This window comes from Microbacterium sp. (assembly GCF_046295495.1).
GTDB lineage: Bacteria > Actinomycetota > Actinomycetes > Actinomycetales > Microbacteriaceae > Microbacterium.
This window is the reverse complement of the sequence record NZ_JBKBNC010000018.1, coordinates 37,020-59,232: the sequence shown is the minus strand read 5'-3', so window position 1 is coordinate 59,232 and position 22,213 is coordinate 37,020. Positions and strand designations below refer to the sequence as shown.

22 protein-coding genes are annotated in these 22,213 nt (G+C 73.0%); 11 read left to right on the top strand and 11 right to left on the bottom strand.

Annotated elements, in window-relative coordinates; all coding sequences use genetic code 11:
• Positions 1–698: 698 nt before the first annotated feature.
• On the top strand, positions 699–1,142 hold the full coding sequence (locus ACK4LS_RS09025) for a hypothetical protein (protein WP_409716286.1): 444 nt from the start codon (positions 699–701) through the stop codon (positions 1,140–1,142).
• A 138-nt stretch (positions 1,143–1,280) separates the two neighbouring features.
• Here the strand turns inward: ACK4LS_RS09025 and ACK4LS_RS09020 are convergent, their stop codons facing one another.
• From ACK4LS_RS09020 to ACK4LS_RS09000, 5 genes are all read right to left on the bottom strand, one after another.
• Positions 1,281–2,258, bottom strand: coding sequence for an SRPBCC family protein (locus ACK4LS_RS09020; protein WP_409716279.1), 978 nt, complete (start codon positions 2,256–2,258; stop codon positions 1,281–1,283).
• 19 nt (positions 2,259–2,277) lie between these two features.
• Positions 2,278–2,646 carry an ArsR/SmtB family transcription factor gene (locus ACK4LS_RS09015; RefSeq protein WP_409716277.1) on the bottom strand — a complete coding sequence of 123 codons (369 nt, stop codon included), beginning with the start codon at positions 2,644–2,646 and terminating at the stop codon, positions 2,278–2,280.
• A 109-nt stretch (positions 2,647–2,755) separates the two neighbouring features.
• The gene (locus ACK4LS_RS09010; protein ID WP_409716275.1) at positions 2,756–3,505 is read right to left on the bottom strand and encodes a DUF429 domain-containing protein; all 750 of its coding nucleotides are present in this window, start codon (positions 3,503–3,505) and stop codon (positions 2,756–2,758) included.
• Positions 3,506–3,588: 83 nt separating this feature from the next.
• Positions 3,589–4,917 (bottom strand): SLC13 family permease, encoded by a 1,329-nt coding sequence (locus tag ACK4LS_RS09005; RefSeq protein ID WP_409716273.1) that lies wholly within the window; start codon positions 4,915–4,917, stop codon positions 3,589–3,591.
• 81 nt (positions 4,918–4,998) lie between these two features.
• Positions 4,999–6,360, bottom strand: coding sequence for a homoserine dehydrogenase (locus ACK4LS_RS09000; protein ID WP_409716271.1), 1,362 nt, complete (start codon positions 6,358–6,360; stop codon positions 4,999–5,001).
• Positions 6,361–6,525: 165 nt separating this feature from the next.
• Between ACK4LS_RS09000 and otnK the strand changes: the two genes are divergently transcribed.
• The 5 genes from otnK to ACK4LS_RS08975 all read left to right on the top strand — a co-directional run bounded on the left by otnK (position 6,526) and on the right by ACK4LS_RS08975 (position 10,656).
• Entirely contained in the window at positions 6,526–7,746 is a 1,221-nt protein-coding gene (otnK, locus tag ACK4LS_RS08995; protein WP_409716270.1) for a 3-oxo-tetronate kinase, read from the top strand.
• Positions 7,743–8,393 (top strand): class II aldolase/adducin family protein, encoded by a 651-nt coding sequence (locus ACK4LS_RS08990; protein WP_409716268.1) that lies wholly within the window; start codon positions 7,743–7,745, stop codon positions 8,391–8,393. The genes otnK and ACK4LS_RS08990 overlap by 4 nt, the downstream gene beginning before the upstream one ends.
• 19 nt (positions 8,394–8,412) lie before the next feature.
• Positions 8,413–9,192 (top strand): DeoR/GlpR family DNA-binding transcription regulator, encoded by a 780-nt coding sequence (locus ACK4LS_RS08985; protein ID WP_409716266.1) that lies wholly within the window; start codon positions 8,413–8,415, stop codon positions 9,190–9,192.
• Positions 9,193–9,241: 49 nt separating this feature from the next.
• Complete coding sequence (locus tag ACK4LS_RS08980; protein ID WP_409716264.1) at positions 9,242–9,613, top strand: hypothetical protein; 372 nt, start codon at positions 9,242–9,244, stop codon at positions 9,611–9,613.
• Between the two features lie 158 nt (positions 9,614–9,771).
• The gene (locus ACK4LS_RS08975) at positions 9,772–10,656 is read left to right on the top strand and encodes a helix-turn-helix transcriptional regulator (protein ID WP_409716262.1); all 885 of its coding nucleotides are present in this window, start codon (positions 9,772–9,774) and stop codon (positions 10,654–10,656) included.
• Between the two features lie 156 nt (positions 10,657–10,812).
• On the opposite strand, the gene ACK4LS_RS08970 is transcribed toward ACK4LS_RS08975, so the two are convergent.
• Complete coding sequence (locus tag ACK4LS_RS08970) at positions 10,813–12,009, bottom strand: MFS transporter (RefSeq protein ID WP_409716260.1); 1,197 nt, start codon at positions 12,007–12,009, stop codon at positions 10,813–10,815.
• 128 nt (positions 12,010–12,137) lie between these two features.
• Positions 12,138–13,241: a citrate synthase gene (locus tag ACK4LS_RS08965; RefSeq protein ID WP_409716258.1), complete on the bottom strand. Its 1,104-nt coding sequence runs from the start codon at positions 13,239–13,241 to the stop codon at positions 12,138–12,140.
• 52 nt (positions 13,242–13,293) lie between these two features.
• Between ACK4LS_RS08965 and ACK4LS_RS08960 the strand changes: the two genes are divergently transcribed.
• Positions 13,294–14,475 (top strand): citrate/2-methylcitrate synthase, encoded by a 1,182-nt coding sequence (locus tag ACK4LS_RS08960; RefSeq protein WP_409716256.1) that lies wholly within the window; start codon positions 13,294–13,296, stop codon positions 14,473–14,475.
• A gap of 131 nt (positions 14,476–14,606) precedes the next feature.
• On the opposite strand, the gene ACK4LS_RS08955 is transcribed toward ACK4LS_RS08960, so the two are convergent.
• Genes ACK4LS_RS08955 through ACK4LS_RS08945 form a run of 3 tightly spaced genes read right to left on the bottom strand, consistent with a single transcriptional unit; the run spans position 14,607 to position 17,152 of the window.
• Positions 14,607–15,437 carry an NTP transferase domain-containing protein gene (locus ACK4LS_RS08955; protein ID WP_409716254.1) on the bottom strand — a complete coding sequence of 277 codons (831 nt, stop codon included), beginning with the start codon at positions 15,435–15,437 and terminating at the stop codon, positions 14,607–14,609.
• The gene (gene glp, locus ACK4LS_RS08950; RefSeq protein ID WP_409716252.1) at positions 15,431–16,618 is read right to left on the bottom strand and encodes a gephyrin-like molybdotransferase Glp; all 1,188 of its coding nucleotides are present in this window, start codon (positions 16,616–16,618) and stop codon (positions 15,431–15,433) included. The genes ACK4LS_RS08955 and glp overlap by 7 nt, the downstream gene beginning before the upstream one ends.
• A 33-nt stretch (positions 16,619–16,651) precedes the next feature.
• Positions 16,652–17,152, bottom strand: coding sequence for an N-acetyltransferase family protein (locus tag ACK4LS_RS08945; RefSeq protein ID WP_409716251.1), 501 nt, complete (start codon positions 17,150–17,152; stop codon positions 16,652–16,654).
• An 82-nt stretch (positions 17,153–17,234) separates the two neighbouring features.
• Here ACK4LS_RS08945 and ACK4LS_RS08940 point away from each other — a divergent pair, with 82 nt between their 5' ends.
• From ACK4LS_RS08940 to ACK4LS_RS08925, 4 genes are all read left to right on the top strand, one after another.
• Positions 17,235–17,729, top strand: a complete 495-nt coding sequence (locus ACK4LS_RS08940; protein ID WP_409716249.1) for a DUF1990 family protein — start codon at positions 17,235–17,237, stop codon at positions 17,727–17,729.
• Positions 17,730–17,903: 174 nt separating this feature from the next.
• On the top strand, positions 17,904–18,881 hold the full coding sequence (locus ACK4LS_RS08935) for a carbohydrate ABC transporter permease (protein ID WP_409716247.1): 978 nt from the start codon (positions 17,904–17,906) through the stop codon (positions 18,879–18,881).
• Positions 18,881–19,825, top strand: a complete 945-nt coding sequence (locus ACK4LS_RS08930; RefSeq protein ID WP_409716245.1) for a carbohydrate ABC transporter permease — start codon at positions 18,881–18,883, stop codon at positions 19,823–19,825. Before ACK4LS_RS08935 ends, ACK4LS_RS08930 begins: the two co-directional genes overlap by 1 nt.
• Before the next feature lie 30 nt (positions 19,826–19,855).
• Positions 19,856–21,223, top strand: a complete 1,368-nt coding sequence (locus ACK4LS_RS08925) for an ABC transporter substrate-binding protein (RefSeq protein ID WP_409716243.1) — start codon at positions 19,856–19,858, stop codon at positions 21,221–21,223.
• Positions 21,224–21,332: 109 nt separating this feature from the next.
• On the opposite strand, the gene ACK4LS_RS08920 is transcribed toward ACK4LS_RS08925, so the two are convergent.
• Positions 21,333–22,196 carry an Asp23/Gls24 family envelope stress response protein gene (locus ACK4LS_RS08920; RefSeq protein ID WP_409716240.1) on the bottom strand — a complete coding sequence of 288 codons (864 nt, stop codon included), beginning with the start codon at positions 22,194–22,196 and terminating at the stop codon, positions 21,333–21,335.
• Between the last annotated feature and the right edge of the window lie 17 nt (positions 22,197–22,213).

Sequence of the window (22,213 nt, the reverse complement as noted above, 5' to 3'; positions counted from 1 at the left end):
CGGGCGCGCTGGGCAGCGGGGCGCGGCGGCGGAGCGCGGCGGCGCGCTGAGCGGCGCAGCGCGGCGACGGGGCGCAAGCTCGGGCTGGCGCGAGCTCAGCAGGGCGCATCCTCCGCGATGCGCACAACCTCAGCGCAGAATCCGCCGTGACGACGGAGGTTGCGCACATCGCCGACGTTATGCCCAGCCCCGGAACCCGGCGCGCACAGATCCTCCGCGATGCGCACAACCTCAGCGCGAAACCCGCCGCCACGACGGAGGTTGCGCACATCGCCGACGTTATGCCCAGCAACCCCCGCCCCGGCGAGCGCACAACCTCAGCGATGCGCACAATCTCAGCCCGAAACCCGCCGCCACGACGGAGGTTGTGCACATCACCGACGTTCTGCACAGCACCCCCGCACCCCAGCGCACGCACATCGCCGACCTCTCGCGCAGCGACCCCACCCGCGCACAACCTCAGCGATGCGCACAATCTCAGCCCAAAACCCGTCGCCGCGACGGAGGTTGCGCACATCGCCGACGTTATGCCCAGCAACCCCGGCACCCGGCGCGCACACAACCTCAGCGATGCGCACAACCTCAGCCCGAACCCCGCCGCCACGACGGAGGTTGCGCACATCGCTGACGTCATGCACGCGACCTCCCCTCGCGCCGGCACCGGCGGTACCCTGCGGGAGGACGAGAGGACGGATGCCATGGTGGCCAGCGGAGCGGGATTCAGCGACGAAGAACGCGCGGCGATGACGCAGCGCGCCGAGGAACTCAGGGCGATGAAGGGCCTGAAAGGCGCGGCCAAGCTCGAGAAGGAGAACGAGGCCTGCCTCGAGGCGATCGGGAAGCTCGAGGGCACCGACCGTGCGATCGGCGAACGCGTGCACATCATCGTGCTCGAAGAAGCCCCGCACCTCAGCCCGAAGACGTTCTACGGCTTCCCGGCCTACGCTAAAGACGGCAAGGTCGTGGTGTTCTACCAGCCGGCCTCGAAGTTCAAGACCCGCTACGGCACGGTCAGCTTCGACGAGACCGCACAGCTCGACGACGGGCCGATGTGGCCGGTGTCGTACGCGGTCGTCGAGGTGACGCCCGAGGTCGAGCAGCGGATCCGCGAGCTCGTCCGCCGCGCCGCACCCGCCGCCTGACGCGACCCGCCACCGCTCGCTGACCGCCGCCCGCCGCGACCCGCCACCTCACGCGACCCGCCGCCCGACGCCGCCGCGCCCCACGCCGGCCGACGCCCCCACGCCCCGCCGCCTACCGACGGATGCCGCGGCATCCGCTCACCCGAGCAGCACGCGCTCCAGGCGGCGGAAGCTCTCCTCCATGCCGTCGACCATGCCGGTCGCCAGCACGGTGTCGCGCGTGGCGGCATCGGGGTACTCGATGAGCAGGGTGACCAGCGTCGCGCCGTCTTCTTCGTAGAACGAGAGGTCGTTGGTGGTCGAGGAGTAGTCGGTTCCGGTCATGTGCTCGGTCTGCACGATGCGACGCGGCTCGTCGAGCAGCAGGGTCTCGCCGTCGAAGCCGAATGCCTCCCCGTCCGTGCCGGGCTCGGGCTCCCAGCCGATGCGATAGCGGCCGCCCTCCGCGGTGTCGACCTCGCTGAGCGTCATGCGCCAGCCGTCGGGGCCCAGCATCCAGCGCCGCATGAGCTCCGGCTCGACGTGCGCGCGCCAGACGAGCTCGCGCGGACCGTCGATCAGACGCGTGATGCGAACGTGCTGGTCGTCGAGGATCTCGAGCTGCGTCCCCTTGCCCTGCGCGAACTCCCGAAGGCCCTGCAGCACGGCGTCGAGCTGGTTCATCGCGAGGGTCGACCCTTCGACGGCGCCCATCGCGATGAGCTGCTCGAGGGCCTCGAGCGAGTCGAAGTACGTCACGTTCGTCAGGCGGGCGCCGCCATCCGTTGCTTCGAACGCGAACGTCATCCGCATCGCGGGCATGCCCGGGATCGCGGCGCCCTGCTCGTCGACGAACGAGTCGACGACCTCGAACCCGCGCGGGGCGTCGATGTCGATGAACTCCCAGCTGCCGCGCGCGATCTCGCCGCCCGCGCTGGCCATCTGATAGCGCGCTCGCCCGTGCGGCTCGAACGCGAACGACGTGAACGTCGCCGGCCAGCCGGGAGGACCCCAGAAGCGCTCGAGCTGACGCGGGTCGGTGAACGCCGCCCACACCCGCTCGGGTCCCACCGGAAAGTCGGCGACCAGGGTCATGGTGAGCGCTTCGACGTCGCTCCCGACGGACGTGACGGGCATGGTGGACTCCTTCGTCGGTTCAGTTGTCGTTCGCACGGGCGGTCGGGGTGGATGCCGGGCCCCCGGCGTCCTCGGCCAGCACGGCGTCGAGGCGGTCGATGCGTCCCCGCCAGAGGTTCTCGTACGAGCGCAGCAGTTCCTGCGCCCGGGCGAGCGCGGACGGGTCGGCACGCACGAGTCGCACCCTCCCCTCCGCCCGTTTGGTGATGAGCCGCGCCTCGGCGAGCACGGCGATGTGCTTCGACACCGCCGCGAACGACATCGCATAGGCCGCGGCGAGCTGCGTCACCGACTGCTCGGCGATGAGCGTGCGCCGCACGATGTCGCGCCGGGTCGCGTCGGCCAGCGCGTGGAAGACGCGGTCGGTGTCCGCCTCATGTTCAACCATTTGGTTTCACGTTAGCGCCCGCGTCCCCGGGCCGCAAGGGTGGGAATGCGGGGGCGCGAGAGCCCGCGATCAGCGCACCGCCGAGCCCCGGAACGTCGGGCGCCGCGGGTCACTCCCCGGCCAGATCCTCCAGCGCCCCGTCGGGCAGCACGACCCACCCCTCACGCCGGGCGACCTCGAGCATCCCGGGCGCCGGGGGCGCGAACCGCCCGAGCGCGCCGGCGCGGGTGGCGAGGCCCGCGATCACGGCGTCGAACGCATCGGCCTTCGCGACGGCGAGGGGGGCGAACGGCCCCACGTCGAGCCACGGCGCGCGCTCGCGCAGGGTGTCGAGCAGGATCGCGCGGCGCGCGGCATCCACCCGGTATCCCGTCGTGTCGAAGCCCCAGAGGCGCAGGGAACCGCCCGGGTACACCTCGAACAGGCGCCCCTCGGCAGCCCGGTCGGCGGCGTGACCCGCCTCGGCGAGGCGCCGGAGCAGACCCGCTCCGCGCAGTGCCGTGACGCCGAGGCGGTCGGTCGAGACGCTCAGCGGCCACCGTCCGATGCGGTCGCGCACCACGTGGTCGGTGTGCCGGTAGACCAGCGGCCGCCGCCAGTCGGCGTGTCCCTCGACGGGGCCGAGCTCCGGCTCCGCGGCGGCGTGGTGCGCGCGCACGAAGTCGACGAACGCGTCGGGCCACCCGAGCGGGCAGTCCACCCCGAGCCACGCGTCGCCGCGACCCACGGATGCCACGATGTCGGCATCCTGGATGCCGATCTGCAGCCGCGTCAGGCGCGCGGCGCCGCCGCCCCATTCGATCTCGGCGAGGGCGGTGCCGGGGGCTCCCGCGGCGAGGTCGATCCCGATGGTCCTCATCGGAAGGAGCCTAGGCGCCCCGCGACGGAGAAGGCCCGGACCGCCGCAGCGATCCGGGCCGCCTCCCGGGTGGGTGCGGGGGGTCACCCACCCAGGAACGGGACGACGAACAGGGCGATCGTGATGACCGGCCCGATCACGACCATCGACAGACCCCAGATCGTCAGGTGCCGGTACAGGCGCGGCCGGTCGTCTTCGTGCGCCGAGGCGACGATCGTCGCGCCGGTGGTGCCGAACGGCGCGCAGTCGACGAGGGATGCCGAGATGGCGAGCGCGTAGATGAAGCCCGTCATCTCGAGCCCCCCGCCGGGCAGCAGCAGGGGCACCGCGAGGGGGACGAGAGCGCCGATGATGCCGATCGTGGAGGCGAACGCCGAGACCAGACCGGCGATGATGCACAGCACGACCGCGGCGACGAGCGGCTCGTCGACCGAGCGGGCGAACTCGCCGAGCTGGTCGATCGCGCCGAGGCGCGTGAGCACGCCGACGTAGGTGATGATGCCGCCGAGCAGCAGGATCGTGTTCCAGTCGACCTTCGCCAGGCCCTCGCGACCGGCCTTCGGGTTGACGAAGGCGAGGAGCACGGCCAGCGTCAGCGCGACCGCGCCGAGGTTGAGGTCGATGTCGTTCAGGGTCAGCGTGAAGAAGGCGATCACGAGCACGGGGATCGAGATGAGCGTCATCAGCTGGTAGCCGGTGAGCTTCTGCGTCGCGGTGCGATCGAGGACGGCCGTCCCCCCACCGCGACGGCCGGTGCCACCGGTTCCGCCGGTGCCGAGTTCGACGCCGGCGGCCTTCGACGCACGCCCGCGGGCGATCAGTTCGCGCCCGCCGAACATAAGGAAGGCGACCGCCACGATGACGGTGTTGATGCCGACGGAGAGGCCGAACATGAGAGCCGCGTTGTAGGGGATGCCGGCGCTGGTCGCCACCGTCAGCACCGTGATGCCGACGATGCTCGTGGGGGCGAGCGCACCGCCGACGATCGCCGAGCTCATCGCGATGCCCATCATCGTGGAGTGGATGCGGTGCTTGTGCGCGAGGCTCATCGCGATCGGAACGAGCGTGAAGGCCGCGTGCGAGGTGCCGAGGCAGGCCACCAGGGTGCCGACCGCGAACATCGCCCAGGGGATGAGCGCCACGCGGTCGCCGATGAGGCGCACCGAGCGGTCGACGAGCCAGTCGATCGTGCCGACGGCGCGGGCGATGCCGAACAGGTAGGTGATCCCCAGCAGGATCAGCAGGGCGTCGACCGGGAAGCCGCCGAGCACGTCGTCGAGGGACTCCCCCACCAGCAGCACGCCGATGATGCACGCCGCGACGAGGGCGAGCGCGCCCATGTGCACGTTGCGGATCGCCGAGACGGCGAAGACGGCCACGAGCACGATGAGGGCGATGATCTCCACGCTCATGCGAGGGCCTCGCGGGTCTCGGGGGAAAGGGGGTGGTCGCGGTACATCGTCGTCGATCTCCTGATGGTCGAGGGGGAGGGGTCAGGCACCGAGGGCGAGCCCGGAGCGGTAGGCGGCCGCCGCGGCGGCGGCGACGCCGTCGAGGTCGGCGAAGCGGACGAGGTCGCCCGCCGCGACGTCGGTGCGCAGGCGCGCCCCCGACAGCAGGTAGTAGGGCGCGATCTCGCCGGCGTCGGGGGCGACGATCACGGGCGCGACGCCCGAGATCTCGTGGTGGTGCCCTTCGACGCGGAAGGGCGTGCCCGCCGCGAGATCCGTCGCGGCGCGGGCGGCGAGCACCGTGTGCTGGCGGGGCTCCGGGGTGGACGCCGTGCCGTCGACGGCCGCCGCGATGGTCAGCGGGGTCTCGATGCCCATGAAGTGGTAGGGCCAGTAGATGCAGGCGTACCGGCCGTCGCGGCTGACCACGTGGCCCTTGCCGCGCAGGATGTCCCACGTCACGTCGTCGCCCGTGCGCACGATCGCGAACACTCCGCCGGCGAAGCTCGCTTCGCCCGGCAGGCGCAGCATCGAGAAGACGTCGACCACACCGGTGGAGCCCAAGACGCCGCCGTCGGCTCGCGTGGCGTAGACGTCGGCGAGCTCGTCGGGGCGCACCACGGGATAGTGCATCGCCTCGACGTCGGCGGTGGCGCCGCTGTACAGCGAGACGACGTTCATCTCGCACGAGTCGGCCGCTGCCGCCCGCTTGAGCCCGGCGACCGCCGCCGCCCGGGCATCGAGCGTTGCGCGCAGGTCGTCGCCGCGTTCGAGCAGCCCGGCGAGGGCGGGGGCGTGCTGTTCGACGCCGTTCTGGTTCACGATGCCCGTGGCCGGGACGAGGACGAGGTCGTACTCGCCCGACTTGCCGAGCGCGACGATGTCGAAGCCGGTGGCCAGCACCCAGTCGACGAGCCGGAGGAGGTTGGCGGGCTGGTCGCCGTCACCGGGCAGGTAGCGCACCCCCTTCGCGCGCGCTCTCGCGCTGAGGGCGACACCCGCAACGGTCTCGACCTCCTTGCTGACCATCACGACGTGCGCGCCGGCCTCGATCGCCGCATCGGCGTAGGCGAATCCGGCGTCGATGCGGCCGGTCGCCTCCACGAGCACGTCGACGTGCGCCCACGAGACCTGGTCGGCGTCGGCCACGACGGCGATGCGGCCGCTCTCGACGGCGGAGGCGGTGTCGGCGGCATCCGTCACCGTCGTGATGAGCTCGGCGTCGATGCCGAGCTCGAGGAGCATGCGGCGCACCCCGTCGACGTCGGGGTCGACGAGCTGGGCGGCCGTCATGTCGGGCAGGCGGCGGAGCTGATCGAGCAGCGTGCGCCCGTAGCCGCCGTTGGCGCCGGTCAGGGCGATGCGGATCGGGGACGGACGGCGCTGTGCCGGGCTGTGGATCACCGTTGTTCCTCTTACGTCGTCGAAAGTCGGGGGTCGCGTCGGGTCACGCGATGCTCGGCAACTGTAACGCTCCTTCACAAATTGTCAAAGTATCGTCACAAAGAATCACATACACTGTCCTCAGGCCGCCCAGCGGGGGCCGTGACACCAACGGAGAGGTCTCCCATGTACATCGGCGCCATCGCTGACGACTTCACCGGAGCGACCGATCTCGCTACCGCACTGCGGGAGCGAGGCCTGCGCACCGCCGTGGTCGTCGGCGATCACGACATCCCGCCCGGCCACGACGCCGCGGTCGTGGCCCTGAAGTCGCGCACCGCCCCGGTCGACGAGGCCGTGTCGACCTCGGTGCGGGCCGCCGACCGCCTGCTGGCCGCCGGCGCCCGCCGCCTGTACGTGAAGTACTGCTCGACCTTCGACTCGACCGACGCGGGCAACATCGGCCCGGTGCTCGACGCCGTCACCGCGCGAGCCGGGGTCGACCGGACCGTGGTCGTGCCGACGTTCCCGGCCAACGGGCGCACTGTGCGCGAGGGGCGCCTGTACGTGGGCGATGTGCTCCTGGAGGACTCGTCGATGCGCCATCACCCCCTGACCCCGATGACGAAGTCGCGGCTGCGCGACATCCTGGCGCCGCAGACCGCCGCGACGCTCACGGAGATCGACCTCTCCACCGTGCGGGCGGGCATCGACACCCTGCGATCGTCGATCGACTCCTCACCCGCCGGGTACCTGATCGTGGATGCCGTGACCGACGACGACCTCGCCGCCATCGCCGCCGCCACCGCCCACCTGCGCGTCCTGTCGGGCGGCGCCGCCCTGGCCGCCGGAATCGACGTCCCCGCGGGCACCTCGCCGGGGCCGTTCCCGACGGTCGAGGCTGGTCGGCTCGTCGTGTGCGGTTCCGCGTCGTCGGCGACGCGCGCGCAGATCGCCCACGCCCTCGCCCACGGGGCGCACGGGCGACGGATCGACCTGGATGCCGCGATCTCACGCCCCGCCGTCGAGATCGCGGCCCTCGCGGAGTGGGTGCGCGCCCTGCCCGTCGGGGCGCTTCCGCTCGTCTACTCGGTCGGCGACCCCGCGGACGTCCGGGCCCGAGACGGCGGGATCGCGGCCGCCGTCGAGCACGTGCTCTCAGCCCTCGTCGACCACCTCGTCCGCGCCGGAGACGTGCACCGCGTCGTGGTCGCCGGGGGCGAGACCAGCGGGGCCGTCGTGCAGGCGCTCGGCGTCGAGACGCTCGAGATCGGTCGGCAGCTGGCACCGGGAGTGTGCTGGAGCGCCGGCGTCACGGCATCCGGGACCGCTGTCGCCCTCGTGCTCAAGAGCGGCAACTTCGGCGCCGACGACCTCTTCACCGCGGCGTGGGAGGCGATCGCGTGAGCGCCGTCGACGATCTCATCGCCGCCGGCCGGGCCCTGGTCGACGCGGGACTCAGCCCGGGCAGCTCGGGAAACGTGAGCGTGCGCGACGGCGACCGCCTGCTCATGACGGGCACCGGCACGCGCCTCGGCGCCCTGCGCCCCGACGACGTCGCGGTGCTCGACCTCGACGGCGTCGCCCTCGGTGGGGCACGGCCGTCGAAGGAGGTCGCGCTGCACGTCGCGATGTACGCGCGCAACCCCGCGCACACCGCGGTGGTGCACGTGCACTCCCCCTCGACCGTGGCCCTGTCGTGCCTGGAGCCGTGGGCGCCGCACAGCGCGGTGCCGCCGCTGACGCCGTACACGCTGATGCGCGTGGGCCAGGTGCCGCTGCTCGGATTCGTGCCGCCCGGAGACCCGCGCATGGGTGCCCTCATCACCGACTGCCCGCACCCGTTCCGCGCCGCCCTGCTCGCCAACCACGGTGCGGTCGTCAGCGGAGACGACCTCGAGGGCGCGGTCGACAGCACCGTGGAGCTCGAGGAGGCCTGCCGCATCGCGCTGCTCACGCACGGCCGTGAGCGCCGCCTGATCGCCGCCGAGCACGTGCGCGCGATCACGGACCGCTGGGGCACCCCGTGGTCCGAGACGCCGTCGCTAAGCTGAGCGGGACCGAAGGATCCCGATGACCGACGCCGCCCCGATGATCCCCGACCAGCGTCGCGCGAGCATCGTGCAGAGCCTGCACCGCGAGCGCGTGCTGAGCTTCCGGCAGCTGAGCGATCTGCTCGGCGTGAGCCAGATGACGGTCCGTCGCGATGTCGCGGCGCTCGAGGAGCAGGGGCTCGTCCAGGCCACCACGGGCGGCGCGAAACTCGCGCCCCGGCTCGTGCTCGAGCCCACGCGGGCCGAGAAGGCGGCGACCGAGATCGCGGAGAAGACGGCGATCGCCCGGGAGGCGGCGTCGTTGGTGCGCGACACGATGACGGTGTACCTCGACGCCGGCACCACGGCCCAGGCGATGCGCCCCTTCCTCGAGGGCATCGTCGACCTCACCGTCGTCACCAACGACCTGGCCACGGTGCAGACCTTCATCGACCACCCCAGCGCGGATCTGATCTGCGTCGGCGGGCGCGTCGACCGCACGAATCTGTCGACGATCGGCCGGCTGACCCGCCTGACGCTCGCCGAACTGTCGCTCGACCTGGCCTTCATCTCCTCGAGCTCGTGGGACCTCGGCCACGGCGTCACCACCCCCGTCGAGGCGAAGATCGAGGCCAAGCGCGCCGCGGTCGAGGCGGCCGAACGCTCCGTCCTCATCGCCGACAGCTCCAAGTACGGCCGGTTCGCCAAGTACCGCGCGCTGCGCCTCGACGAGCTGGGCGCCGTCATCACCGACCGCGCCCTCCCCGACGCCGCCGCGACCGCGATCGACTCCGCCGGCGTCGAGGTGCGACGGGCCTGAAGCCCGCAAGAGTCCCTCGCACCGGGCCGCGACCTGGGAGGATCGGCACATGGCAGACGACGATCTCCCCGATTCACTCGAACCGGCGACCGACGTCCCGCCGCGCGACGAACCGCCGCCGCCGCCGACCCCGAAGGGCGATCTGCGCGCGGTGTCGATCATCGCGATCGCCACGGGCGCCATCGTCATCGCCTGGTACCTCTTCGTCGCGGGCGCCAGCACGGTCTCCGACCTCGACCGTCTGCCGTGGGTGCAGATCGGGATGTGGGTGCTCGCGCTCGTGTCGTTCGTGTGCGGCATCCTGAGCCTCAACGCCCGCATGGCCCGCGAGCTCGCGGCGGCGGGGTTCATCGCGGGGGTGGCGGCGGGGCTGCTGTCGATCTCGATCGGCTTCTTCAGCGGGATCGAGCTGCTGGGCTGAGCCGGGCCGTCTCCCGGCGGTACGGTCGGCCTCCACGCCTCGCGCGGCCCGACGGCACCGCGGATCACGGCCGGCGCCTCGTGCGCGGGCGCGCGGGGACACGCCGCAACGCCGGCGACGTCCGGAATAGCGTCGCGCCCTGCGGGGTTGCCTATCACATGACGCCGCAGCTCGCCCTCGAACGCGCCCTGTCGGCGATCGACGTGCGCCCCGGCCGCGCCGAGCAGCGCGTGCTGGCCGGCGGCGCGCGCCTCCGCCTCCCCCGCGGTGCGGCGGCCCTGGTGTACCTGCGGGCCGGCGAGCTCACCGGCACGACCGCCGAGCGCGCGGCCTGCACCGTCGACGCCTCGTCGGGAGCGGCCGCGACCGTCGACGGCGGGCGGACGCTCCTGGCCGGCGACGCGTTCGTCTCCCTCGGATGCCACGCCCTCACCCTCGTGTCGCAGTCCGGCGCCGAGGTCACGGTGGTGCCCCTCGAGGTCACCCCCACTGCCGAGACGCGGGCACTGCCCCCGGTGGTGTTCGTGAGCGGTTTCGCACGCGCCGAGCCCGCGGCGGCCGGACTCGCCGCCCATCTCGGCCTCCCGCGTCCCGCCGCGTCCGATCGCGACGGCGACGAGACCATCTGCCGGCTCATGGTGACCACCGTGCTGCTGTCGGCGCTGCGCACGTGGGCGTCGACCGACCGCGAGGCGTCGTGGCCCCCGCGCAGCGGCGATCCCTTCCTCTCGCGCGTGGTCGCGGCCGTCGCGGCCGACCCCGGACACGAGTGGACCATCGACCAGCTCGCCGCCCTCGCCGCGATGTCACGGTCGGTGTTCGCCGCGCGCTTCCGCGAGGTCTTCGGCACCTCCCCCGCCTCCTACGTCACCGAGGTGCGCATGCGTCGCGCGAAAGAGCTCCTGGATGCCGGCACACCGGTGTCGGAGACCTCCCGCGCGCTCGGCTACGCCTCCGACGAGGGCTTCCGCCGGGCGTTCCGCCGCCACACCGGCGTCGCGCCGTCGGCGTGGCGCACGGGGCGCCGCCCGCTCGCGGTCTGACGGTCCGCGCCGGCCGGTCCGGGGCGCGTTGCCGCTCGCGGGGCGTGACGATCGCGCCCGCGCGGAACCGGCGCCCCCGAACCGCACGCGGACGACCGGCCGCGCCGGTGCGCCCCGCGGCCGAGACGCGCACGGTCGCCCGCCGCCGCGCCCCGCTCAGGCCGACGCGGCCCGCCGCGTGCGCACCGACAGCCCGAACAGCACGGCGCCGATGACGAGGAGCGCGATGCCGATGGCATCCACCGTCACCACCCCGGTCGCGTCGACGAGCAGGCCGCCCGCGCCCGCCGCGATCGTGATGGCGAGCTGGAACCCGGTGACGACGAGGCTGCCGCCGGCCTCGAGGCGGTCGGGCATGCGGTGCCCCACCCACGTGTTGACGATGATCAACCACGACGAGAAGAAGAAGCCCCAGATCAGCAGCGCGATCGCGATGACGGCCATGGCGGTCGGCGAGAGCACGACGGAGGCGATCGCCGCGGCGATCACGAGGGGGCCGACCACCGCGAGGCGCGCGAAGGCCCGGTCGACGACCACGCCCACCACGAGGTTGCCCACGAAACCGCCGACGCCGAAGAGGGCGAGCAGCAGCACGACGGTGCCCGCATCGACGTCGGGGATCCGCTCGAGCGACAGCCGCACGTACGTGTAGGCGAGGAAGTGACCGAGGACGACGAGCACGTGGCCGGTCATGCCGCCGGCCACGCCGGGCCGTCGGAGCGTGTCCACCAGGATGCCGAGGCTCGACGCCGCGGCGGGCGGCACCGGGGGCAGCACGACGCGCACCGCGATGCCCACCACCGCCGTGGCGACGGCGACCGACAGGAAGGCGAGGCGCCAGTCGAGCGCCTCGCTGAGCGCGACGCCGAGGGGAACGCCCGCGACCGTGGCGAGGGAGAGGCCCGCGGAACCGAACATCACGGCGCGGCCGATGCGCTCGGGGCTCGACAGGCGCGCAGCGACGGTGATCGACATGGACCAGAACGCGCTGATCGCCGCTCCCAGCAGGAAGCGCGCCACGAGGATCGCGACGAGGCTCGGGGCGATCGCGACGACGAGACTCGACACCGCGGCCGAGGCGGCCGCGAGGGTGAGCAGGGTCCGGCGGTCCAGGCGCGGGAGCATCAGACCGACCGTGGGGGCGACGAGGAGACCGGCGAGGGCGGTGACGGTGACCGTCTGTCCGGCCTGGCCGGGGGTGATCCCCAGCGACGCCGCCATCTCGGTGAGGACGCCGTTGGGGAGGAACTCCGCCGTGACGAGGAGGAAGCTCAGCAGCATCACGCCGACGAGCCCGCCGTAGCGCATCGTGGGCCCGGCGAGCGACGTGGGAACAGGGGCGGTGGTGGTCATGATCCGATGCTCGCGGGCCGCGGGGCGCTGCGCCGGGCCGTTCGTCCGCGGCATCCGACCGATCGTCCGCCGCGCTCGGCTCCGGCGTCGGCGGGTGCACGCCCGCGCCGTGACGGCAGCCGCGCCGCTCACCCCCGCAACGCCGGCCCGACGTACCGCGCCGACGGTCGGATGATCTTGGCGTCCCGCGCCTGTTCGAGCACGTGCGCGGTCCAGCCGATCGTGCGGGCGAGGGCGAAGGTGGGCGTGAACATCGCGCGCGGGATGCCGCACTGCTCCATCACCACAGCCGCGAAGAACTCCACGTTGGCGTGCAGCGGGCGCGCGGGGCGATGCACCGCGAGCAGGCGTTCGGCGGTCTGCTGGAACGCCAGCGCCTGCGCCACCCGCGGTCCGCCGAGGCCGCGGGCCACCTCGCGCAGCAGCTCCGAGCGCGGGTCGGCCGTGCGGTACACCGCGTGGCCGAAGCCCATGAGCCGCCGCCCGGCCGCCAGCTCGGCGGCGATCCACGACTCGGGATCGTCGCCGGCGCGGTCGAGGCTGTCGAGGGCGCGCGCCGGGGCGCCGCCGTGCAACGGTCCCGACAGCGCGCCGAGCGCGCCGGAGAGGCAGGATGCCATGTCGGCCCCGGTCGACGCGATCACCCGCGCCGTGAAGGTCGAGGCGTTGAAGCCGTGGTCCATCGCCGCGACGAGGTAGGCCGAGAGCGCCCGCACGTGCGCCGCGGCGGGCGCGGGTCCCGTGACCCGGTGCAGGTAGTCGGCGACGAGGCCACCGGACGACAGCTCCCCCGCGGGGTGACCCGCCCCCGCCGGGGCGAGGGCCAGGGGCGCGATCGCCGCGAAGGCGACCGCCTCCTCGAGCCGCGCCCGGTCGTCGAGGTCGTACAGCGCGGGCGAGCGGCGAGCGGATGCCGCGAGCGTCCAGACCGCGCGCAGCACCGCGAGCGGCTGATCGGTGCGCGCCGCGACCGCGGCGACGAGGCCGGGGAGCCGGGCGTCGGCGCGGGCCGCCGCGATGCGCGCGGCGAACTGCGCCCGCGCGCCGGGATCGGGCAGCTCGCCGACGACCAGCAGATGCCACGCGTCTTCGAACGATCGCGTGCGCGCCAGCTCGACGGCCGCGTGGCCGCGGTAGTGGTACACCCCCGCGTCGCCGTCGACCTCGCTGATGGAGGTCTCGGCGGCCACGACGCCGGTGAGACCGCGGGGGACATCGATCAGCTCGCTCATGCGCCCAGTGTGCGAACATGACCGCGACAGCGTCAACGTTGATCGGATCAAGATGACCGCACCGCTCCCCCGCCTCTCGGCCGCTCAGGCCGCGGCCCGTCTCGGGGTCAAGCCCGAGACGCTGTACGCCTACGTCTCGCGCGGTCTCGTCGGCCGCGAACGCGATGCGCGCGGCTCGACGTTCGACGCCCTCGAGATCGAGGCCTTCGCCGCCGGCCGCCGCCGCGCCCCCGCGAAAGCCCCCGCCCACCCGACCACGGGAATGCCGCTCGGCGTCGTGCACACCGACATCGCCGACATCGAGGACGGCGAGCTGCTGTACCGCGGACGCCGCGCCCGCGACCTCATCGACCGCCCGTTCGCCGAGGTCGTGGAATGGCTGTGGGACGCCGAGCGCACGGATGCCCCCGATCCCGCGATCGGCGGCGCGCGCGAGATGGTGGCGGCGCTTCCCCCGCACGCCGGGGCGATGGACCGCCTGCGCGCGGCCCTGACCGGTTTCGCCGCCGACGATCCGCTGCGGCACGATCCCGCGCCCGCGACGCTGCACCGCATCGGTTGGACGCTTCTCACCGGGCTTCCCGTCGCGCTCGGCGGTGACCCCGACCGCGACATCGCCCGTTCTCTCGTCGGTGCGTGGCGGGTGGCGCCGCAGGAGCCGGTCGTCACCGCGGTCAATGCGGCCCTCATCCTGCTCATCGACCACGACCTCGCCGTGTCCACGTTCGCCGCCCGGGTGGCCGCCTCCGCCCGCGCCGACGGATACGCCGCCGTCAGCGCCGCCCTCGGGGCCGCCGATTCGCCGCTGCACTTCGCCGCTGCCACGCGCACCTCCCGTCTGCTGATGCGCGTGCGGCGCGGCAGGGAACCCGAGCGGGCGCTGATCGAGGCCCTGCAGGACGGCACCGGCATCCCCGGCTTCGGCCACCCCCTCTACACCGGCGTCGACGACCGCGCCGACGCCCTGTTCCCGCTCATCGCGGCGCTCCCCGACGGCGAGAGCACGATGGCTGCCGTGCGCCGACTCACCGATGTCGTGGCATCCCGCACGCGCCTGCGGCCCAACGTCGACCTCGCGTTGGCCGCGCTGGCATCCGGGGCGCGCCTTCCCGAGGACGCCGCGAGCACCGTCTTCGTCGTCGGGCGGCTGGCGGGCTGGATCGCGCACATCGGCGCCGAGTACGCGGAGCGGGCGATGCGCCTGCGGCCGCGGGGTGAGTACGTCGGCATCTGATCCCGGGCCGACCGGGTGAACCCCGGCGCCTTTCTGACCCGGCTCTGCCGCGCGCACGCGATCGAGTCGGCGAAGGACGGCGGGGCCGATCACCCGGGGGGGAAGGCTGCAGGGCCGTTCCGGGGCGGGGCTCAGCGGCTCTCCCACCCGCGGGCGAGCTCGACGACCGCGGCGACCGCGGCCTCGGTGTCTGCGGGTGAGCCGCCGGCGCGACCGGCGACGAGACCGGCGACGAAGGCGCTGAGCGGAGCGGCCGGGCGGGCCACGCCGTTGGCGACGTCACGGGCGAGATCGAGGATCAGCGAGATCGGGATGTCGCCCTCGGCCAGGCCGAAGCGCTCGGCGAGGGCCGCGCTCCAGTCGTTCAGCGCCTCGGGCGGCAGGGTGCGGGGTTCGGTCATGGCTCCTCCTCGGGCTCTGTGCAGATCGTCCCACGTGTCGACGTCGTGCGTCTCGGTCGCCTCGGCGGCGACGGGTGCGATGTCCAGCCCCCCGAGCAGCGCGCGCATCGACGCGTGGCGCCCTCTCGCGGGAAGAGCGGATGCCGCCGCGCGCAGCGCCGCGGTGCGGTACCGGCCGATGAGCCACTGGCGCCGGCCGTCGTCGAGGCACACGCCGTCGACGCCCGGCGGGAGTGCGTCGGGGAGGCGTCGCAGCGCGGCCGCCGGCGCGGCCAGGTCGCACGCCAGCACGTAGAGCTCGTCGGCGTCCACCTCCTCGAGGGCGGCCACGATGCCGGCGACGGGGCCGCCGAAGGGAGGGTCCTCGCGCACCCACCGCACCGCGAGCGCGTCGTCGAGCACGGGAGCCGCCACCACGATGCGGGCCGCCCCGCGCGCCCGGACCGCGTCGATCGCCGCGCGCAGCAGGGTGGAGCCGCCGACCTGGAACAGCGGCTTGACCGCGCCGTCGACGCGCGAGCCGCGCCCGCCCGCGAGCAGGACCGCGTCGACGCTCACCACAGCGCCACCGTCACCACGTCGCCCGCGACGAGGTCGACGGCCGACGCCGCGATGACGGCGAGCCCGTCCGCGTCGCCGAGACCGCGGGCGCCCCGGGCCGTGGGGCGGGCGAGCCAGCGCGCGGGGTCGGTGCGGTCGAGGGCGACGGGCACGTACTGCGTCCGCTCGGCACGCGCGCGCCACCCCTCGGCGAGCGCGACGCGCACGGTCGCGCGGCCGAGCTCGGCGTCGCCCTCGAGCGCACGCAACGCCGGTCGCACGAACAACTCGAACGACACCGCGGCGCTGACGGGGTTGCCCGGCAGCCCGAACAGCAGGGTCCCGGCGGGCGTGCGGCCGAAGCCCTGCGGCTTGCCCGGCTGCATCCGCACGCGGTCGAAGCGCATCAGGTCGCCGAGGGTGTTCTTGACGACCTCGTACGCCCCGGCGCTGACGCCGCCCGAGAACACCACGGCGTCGGCACCGGCGGCCTCGGCCGCGGCGATGGCCTCGCGGGGTCCCTCGCCCTCGTCTCCGACGCTCGTGCGCAGCACCACCTCCGCGCCCGTCTCCTCGGCGAGACCGGCCAGCAGCACGCTGTTCGATTCGGGGATCTGCCCGCGCCGCAGGGCTCGGCCGGGCGCCACCAGCTCCGACCCCGTCGACACCACCGCGATCCTCGGCGCGCGCGACACCGACACCATGGCGACCCCGGATGCCGCGATCGCGCCGATCCGGGCCGCCGTGAGCCGAGTCCCTTCGCTCACCACGAGGTCGCCCGCCCGCACGTCGGAACCGCGACGGCGGATGTGCGCCCCGGGCGCGCGCGGCGCGTCGACGACCGTGACGGGGTCGAGGCCGCCGGCGAGTCCCGAGGAGGTGTCCTCGAACGGCACGACGGCGGTGGCGTCGGTCGGCACGGGCGCGCCCGTCATGATGCGGGCGGCGTCGCCGGCATCCATGCGCGGGTCGAGATCGGTGCCGGCGGGCAGGTCGGCGACGACCCGCAGCGTGACGGGAGCGGTGAGGTCGCGCACCGCGAAGCCGTCCATCGCCGAGGAATCGAACGCGGGCACGTCGAGGGCCGCGTGCACGGGATGCCGCAGCACCCGCCCGCGCGCGGCGGCCACGTCGCGCGCGGCGGGGGCGAGGGGGACGACCGCCTCGAGGACCGCGGCGAGGTGCGCGGCGACGTCGATCATGCGGCGGAGCGGATGCGGCTGGCGGGCATCTTCTCAGCGTAGGCGCGGTGCGCGGGGGCGGCGGGGCTCGACCCCCTCCAGGTCGAAGCGATGCGGGACCGCCTGGTCGCCCTCGCGGTACGGCCGGAACCCCATCGCCGCGTAGTACGCCAGCGCGGGGGCGTTGTCGACGCCGATCGTCGCATCGATGTGCCGGATGCCGGCGGCCTGGGCCGCGGCGAGCGACCGCGCGAACAGGCTGCGGCCGATCCCGCTGCGCCCGACCTCGGGGTGGATGTGCGTGCCGATGATGCCCCACCCCTCCTCCACACCGTATGGATTGTCCGCCCACGCCCGCTTGAGCGATTGGAAGCCGATGACCGCGCCGTCGCGCTCGGCCACCGTGCAGGCGATCGTGTGCTCCCCGTCGAGGTAGCGCTGCGTCACGAACGCGGCGTCGACCGGCGCGGCCCGCAGCCCCGCGCGGTGGATCGCGTTCTGCACCTCGACCATGGCGTCGACGTCGGCGGGCCGCACGTCGCGGAACTCGATCATGCCGCCATCCTCCCACCGCATCGGCGGCCGCACGCGGCGCAACCCCGGCGGTCGCGTTCGCCGCGGCGGATACCGTGGGCGGATGGACGGGCTGACCTACGACGAGGTCGGCGCGACCGCGGGGGAGATGCCGCCGGGATATCACCACGTCCGCGCGCGCCGCGTGATCGGGCACGGCCGGGTCGACTTCGCGAGAGCCGCCGACGCGCTGCTCGCCGGAGAGGCGCAGCGACGCGCGGGCGCGCGGGTCGAGTCGTCGCAGACGCCGATGCGCGTCGGCACCCGCGTGACCATGCGGCTGGGCCTCGGGCGCCTCGCGTTCCGCATCCCGTGCCTGGTCGTCTGGGCGGAACGCGGCGACACCGTCGCCGGCTTCGCGTACGGCACGCTCCCCGGCCACCCGGAACGCGGCGAAGAGCGGTTCACGCTGACGCTGCATCCGTCGGGCGACGTGGTGTTCGAGATCGCGGCGTTCTCGGCGCCCGGCCGGTGGTTCACCCGCGTCGGCGCGCCACTGGGTCGCGCCGTGCAGGCGTGGATGACGCGGCGGTACCTGCGCGCTCTCGACGCGCACTGACCGCTCGGCGCGAAGCGCTTATGCCACTCCTCCGGTGCGCTTCGCAATGCCCTGGACGAGAAGCGCTCGGTTCCCCACGCTGACGGAACGCGTCTCGATGACGAGGTGCGGGCGAGAGGAGAACCCCATGAACAGCGGCATCCCCGGAGCACCCGTTCCCGACCGGCTCTCCCGGTGACCCTCTCCTCGCCCTCGCCGAGCGTCGACGCCCCCACGGACGCACCGCGGCACACGCGCCGCCCGACCAGGCAGAAAGTCAAGTACAACCGCCGGGAAGCGATCGCCGGCTACCTCTTCATCTCGCCGTGGATCGTGGGGTTCCTCATCTTCACCGCCGGGGCGATGGTCTACAGCCTGGTGATCTCGTTCTCGAGCTACAACCTCGCCACCGGGCGGGCCCGGGCGATCGGTTTCGACAACTACGCCCAGCTTTTCGACGATCCCCGCATCGCGGTGTCGCTGGGCAACACGCTGTTCTACGCCGTCATGGCGGTGCCGCTCGAGATCGCCTTCGCCCTGTTCCTCGCCCTGCTCCTGAGCCGGGTGGGCCGCGGTGCCGGTGTCTTCCGCACGCTGTACTACCTGCCCAAGATGACACCGGCCGTCGCCACGGCCGCGGTGTTCTTCCTCCTGCTCAACGGCAACTCGGGAGCGATCAACCAGGCGCTCGGCGCCGTCGGCATCCAGGGTCCGCAGTGGCTCGTCGATCCCGACTGGGTGAAGCCGAGCATCGTTCTCATGGCGCTGTGGACCGTCAGCGGCACGATGGTCATCTTCCTGGCGGCGATCAAGAACGTGCCCGTCGACCTCTACGAGGTGGCGTCCATCGACGGCGCGGGGCCGATCCGCCGCTTCTTCTCCATCACGCTGCCGATGATCTCGGGCGCGATGTTCTTCAACGTCATCGTGCTGACGATCGCGGCGTTCCAGGTGTTCGACCAGGCCTACCTCCTGTTCTGGCGCGATCAGAGCAACGCCTCCCCGGAGGCGTCGCTCTTCTACGCGATCTACCTGTTCCAGCAGGCGTTCCGACAGTTCAACTTCGGCTTCGCCGCCGCGATGGCGTGGTTGCTGTTCGTGATCATCCTGCTCATCACGCTGGTGCAGGTACGCCTCGGCAACCGCTTCGTCTACTACGAGGGAGACCGCTGATGGCCACGTCGCTCGAGACGCCCGGCGTCGCCACCGCCCGCCCCGAGCTGGCGGCGTCCGTCGCCCCGCGCCGTCCGAGGTGGCGTCGCGCCCTCGCACAGCCGAAGACCCTCGCCGGCCGGGTGGTGCTGGCGGCCGTGCTCGTCGCGTTCGCGCTGCTGTTCCTCTATCCGTTCGCGTGGCTGCTGGCGGCGAGCCTCAAGCCGCGCGGCGAGGTGTTCGACAACGCCCTCATCCCGAAGACGTTCTCGCCCGGCAACTACGCGGAGGTCTGGAACCAGCTGCCGCTGCTGAACTGGATGTTCAACAGCGTCGCGATCGCCCTGCTCGCGGCCACCACGGTGGCGGTGATGAGCTCAATCGTCGCGTTCGGCTTCGCGTACTTCCGTTTCCCGGGTCGCGGACTGCTCTTCGGCCTCGTGCTGGCCACGATGATGCTGCCCGGCGCGGTGACCATGATCCCGATCTACCTGGTCTGGAAGGAGACGGGCCTGCTCGGCACGTGGGTGCCGCTGTGGGGCATGAACCTCTTCGGCTCGGCCTTCTACATCTTCCTGCAGCGGCAGTTCTTCCTCGGCGTGCCGCGGGAGCTCTTCGAAGCCGCGCGCCTCGACGGCTGCAGTGCGTGGGGACTGTTCTGGCGCATCGCGATGCCGCTGTCGATCCCCTCCTTCATCATCGTGTTCCTGTTCGAGTTCCAGGCGAGCTGGAACAACCTGCAGGCCGCGCTGATCTACCTGAACGCGGGCTCCGTCGAGGACTTCACCGCTCCCCTCGGCATCGCCTACGCGATGACGAAGTACAGCCCCAGCGCCGGAGGCCAGGGCGACTACCAGTACGTGATGGTGGCGTCGCTGCTGGTGACGCTGCCGATGCTGCTCATCTTCGCGTTCGGCCAGCGTTACTTCGTCGAGGGCGTGGCCACCCAGGGCCGCAAAGGCTGACCCATCCCCCCTGTCCCGAAAGGACCCATCATGCGCACACGTTCCCTCGCCGGCGTCGCCGCGGTCGCGGCATCCGTCGTCGTCCTCACCTCGTGCAGCGGCGGCGGCGACGCCTCCGACCAGGCCGCCGACGTCGACTTCTCGGCCGCCCCCGCCGGCACCCTGGCGGCCTGGGGCTTCGAGAACGCCGACGACGTCGGCCAGTCGCGCCTCGACCACGCCGCGGAGCAGCTCCCCGACGTCGAGGTGGCCCTGGATGCCAGGGCCTTCGACGCCCAGAAGTTCACCACCCGCATCGCCGGCGGAGACGTGCCCGACGTCGTGCAGATGGATCGCCGATACGTCACGACCTACGCGGCCCAGGGTCTGCTGCTGCCGCTGGACGCCTGCTTCGAGGCCAAAGACGTCGACCCGACCGCGCGCTGGTACCAGAACGTCGTGGACGACGTCACGTACGAGGATGCCGTTTACGCGGTCTCGCAGTTCTACCAGCCGCCGGCGATCCTGCTGAACATGGACGTGCTGAACAAGGCGGGCGTGACGCCCGACGCGTTCGACACCTCGGACATGGACGGCCTGATCGCCGCGGTCGAGAAGATCTACCAGGGCTCGGGCAGCACCCCCACCCGCCTCGGCCTCGACCCGGTGGCCACCGGACAGGGCGGCCTGTGGGTGCTGGGCATGGGCGGTCGGCTGACCGACGCCGAGGGTAAGCCGACGCTCGACGATCCCGCCAACGCCGCCGGCATCGACGCCCTCAACCGGATCACCGATGCGCAGGGCGGCTACGCCGCGGTGAAGAGCTTCACCGACTCGTTCGACACGTTCGGCGACGCCAACCAGTTCGTGCAGAACCAGGTCGGCGCGCAGGTGGCCAACCAGTGGTACCCGAACGTGCTGAGCGCCTCGCGCGACGAGATCTCGCTGCAGGCCGTGCCGTTCCGGGATGCCGAGGGGCAGCCGTTCTCGCTCGCCTCCGGCACCGCGTTCGTCATCCCCGCCGGGGCGAAGAACCCCGCCGCGGCCTGCGCCTGGATGACCGAGCTCACCTCGACCGACGCCTGGATGGCCGCCGGCGCCGCGCGCGCGGCGACGATCGAGAGCAAGGGCGGTCTGAACACGGGCCTGTTCACGGGCTCCCCCGAGGCCGACGAGATGATCCGCTCGCAGTACGTCACCCCCACCGGTGACAGCGGCTTCGATCAGGTGATCGCGACGTACTACGACGTCGTCGGCTCCGGGCGCTCGTTCGGTTCCTCGCCCGCGGGGCAGGACATCCAGAACGAGCTCAACAACGCCATCACCGCGACCCTGCTCGGCGACAAGACGACCGAACAGGCGTTGGCCGATGCGCAGCAGGCCGCGCAGCGCGCCTACGACAACGCGACCGCGGGCTGAGCGTGGCGCTCCGCCGCGCGCTTCGGCCGCGGCTCTGACGACGAGGGCGCCCCGGCCGAAGCCGGCGCGCGGGCGGGCCCCGGGGGGGCCCCCCTCTCGTCTGCGCGGGTCAGGAGCGAGGCCGCTCGTCCTCCACGACCGACTGCACGCTGTCGGTCGCCGTCGTCTCGTCGTCGGTGCGCACCTCGTCGGCGGCGATCGCGATGTCGATCGCGGCATCCTCCAACGCCTCGGCCACGACGTCGCTCACGTCGCCGCGGTCTCCGTCGGCGGTTCGCGCCTGCTCCGACGGCGTGGGCTCGATGCCCGCCGTCAAGCGATCCGCCGCGGCGACGTCCGCCTGGGCGTCGGCCACGTTGACGCGCTCGCGAGCGGCCTGCACCGTCTGCTCGACGGCGGCCGCGGCGCCGGCGGCGACGTCCTTCGACCTGGCCACGGCGACGTCGACGGTCTCCGAGGCGCTGGCGGCGAGGTCCTTCGACTTCTTCACCGTGTCATCGACGACGGCCGAGGCACCGGCCGCGACGTCCTTCGACTTCGCCTTCACGTCGTCGGCCACCTGCGAGGCGCGAGCCGCGGCGGCATCCGCCTTCTCCTCCGCCTCGTCCACGACGTCGCGGTCGAACGGACCGAAGACACCGGTCACGACGACGTCGACGTCGATCCGTCCGCGCCCGAGGGGCTCGAGCGCCGTCCGGACGACCGTGCGCACGGCGTCCGACACCTCGCGCAGCTTGTGCGGATAGTCGACGACGAGCGAGATCGTGGCCGTGACCGAGTCGGCACGGTCGGTGTCGATCTTCACACCGGGGACGGTGCTGGCCAGACCCACGCGCTCGCGCACGGCGTCCGACGCACGGCCCAGCAGACTGCCGAGCGCGTGCACGCCGGGCACGGAGGCCGCGGCCGTCGCAGCCAGGCTCGCCGCGGCATCCAGGTCGGGCGGGTCGATGGTGGCATCGATGGTGGTCATGACGTCTCCTCGTGGGG

Bases quoted from the DNA above. Each gene is read 5' to 3' on its own strand.
- ACK4LS_RS09025 (WP_409716286.1), top strand. From the start codon at position 699: ATGGTGGCCAGCGGAGCGGGATTCAGCGACGAAGAACGCGCGGCGATG.
- ACK4LS_RS09020 (WP_409716279.1), bottom strand. From the start codon at position 2,258: ATGCCCGTCACGTCCGTCGGGAGCGACGTCGAAGCGCTCACCATGACC.
- ACK4LS_RS09015 (WP_409716277.1), bottom strand. From the start codon at position 2,646: ATGGTTGAACATGAGGCGGACACCGACCGCGTCTTCCACGCGCTGGCC.
- ACK4LS_RS09010 (WP_409716275.1), bottom strand. From the start codon at position 3,505: ATGAGGACCATCGGGATCGACCTCGCCGCGGGAGCCCCCGGCACCGCC.
- ACK4LS_RS09005 (WP_409716273.1), bottom strand. From the start codon at position 4,917: ATGAGCGTGGAGATCATCGCCCTCATCGTGCTCGTGGCCGTCTTCGCC.
- otnK (WP_409716270.1), top strand. From the start codon at position 6,526: ATGTACATCGGCGCCATCGCTGACGACTTCACCGGAGCGACCGATCTC.
- ACK4LS_RS08985 (WP_409716266.1), top strand. From the start codon at position 8,413: ATGACCGACGCCGCCCCGATGATCCCCGACCAGCGTCGCGCGAGCATC.
- ACK4LS_RS08980 (WP_409716264.1), top strand. From the start codon at position 9,242: ATGGCAGACGACGATCTCCCCGATTCACTCGAACCGGCGACCGACGTC.
- ACK4LS_RS08975 (WP_409716262.1), top strand. From the start codon at position 9,772: ATGACGCCGCAGCTCGCCCTCGAACGCGCCCTGTCGGCGATCGACGTG.
- ACK4LS_RS08970 (WP_409716260.1), bottom strand. From the start codon at position 12,009: ATGACCACCACCGCCCCTGTTCCCACGTCGCTCGCCGGGCCCACGATG.
- ACK4LS_RS08965 (WP_409716258.1), bottom strand. From the start codon at position 13,241: ATGAGCGAGCTGATCGATGTCCCCCGCGGTCTCACCGGCGTCGTGGCC.
- ACK4LS_RS08960 (WP_409716256.1), top strand. From the start codon at position 13,294: ATGACCGCACCGCTCCCCCGCCTCTCGGCCGCTCAGGCCGCGGCCCGT.
- glp (WP_409716252.1), bottom strand. From the start codon at position 16,618: ATGATCGACGTCGCCGCGCACCTCGCCGCGGTCCTCGAGGCGGTCGTC.
- ACK4LS_RS08945 (WP_409716251.1), bottom strand. From the start codon at position 17,152: ATGATCGAGTTCCGCGACGTGCGGCCCGCCGACGTCGACGCCATGGTC.
- ACK4LS_RS08940 (WP_409716249.1), top strand. From the start codon at position 17,235: ATGGACGGGCTGACCTACGACGAGGTCGGCGCGACCGCGGGGGAGATG.
- ACK4LS_RS08930 (WP_409716245.1), top strand. From the start codon at position 18,881: ATGGCCACGTCGCTCGAGACGCCCGGCGTCGCCACCGCCCGCCCCGAG.
- ACK4LS_RS08925 (WP_409716243.1), top strand. From the start codon at position 19,856: ATGCGCACACGTTCCCTCGCCGGCGTCGCCGCGGTCGCGGCATCCGTC.
- ACK4LS_RS08920 (WP_409716240.1), bottom strand. From the start codon at position 22,196: ATGACCACCATCGATGCCACCATCGACCCGCCCGACCTGGATGCCGCG.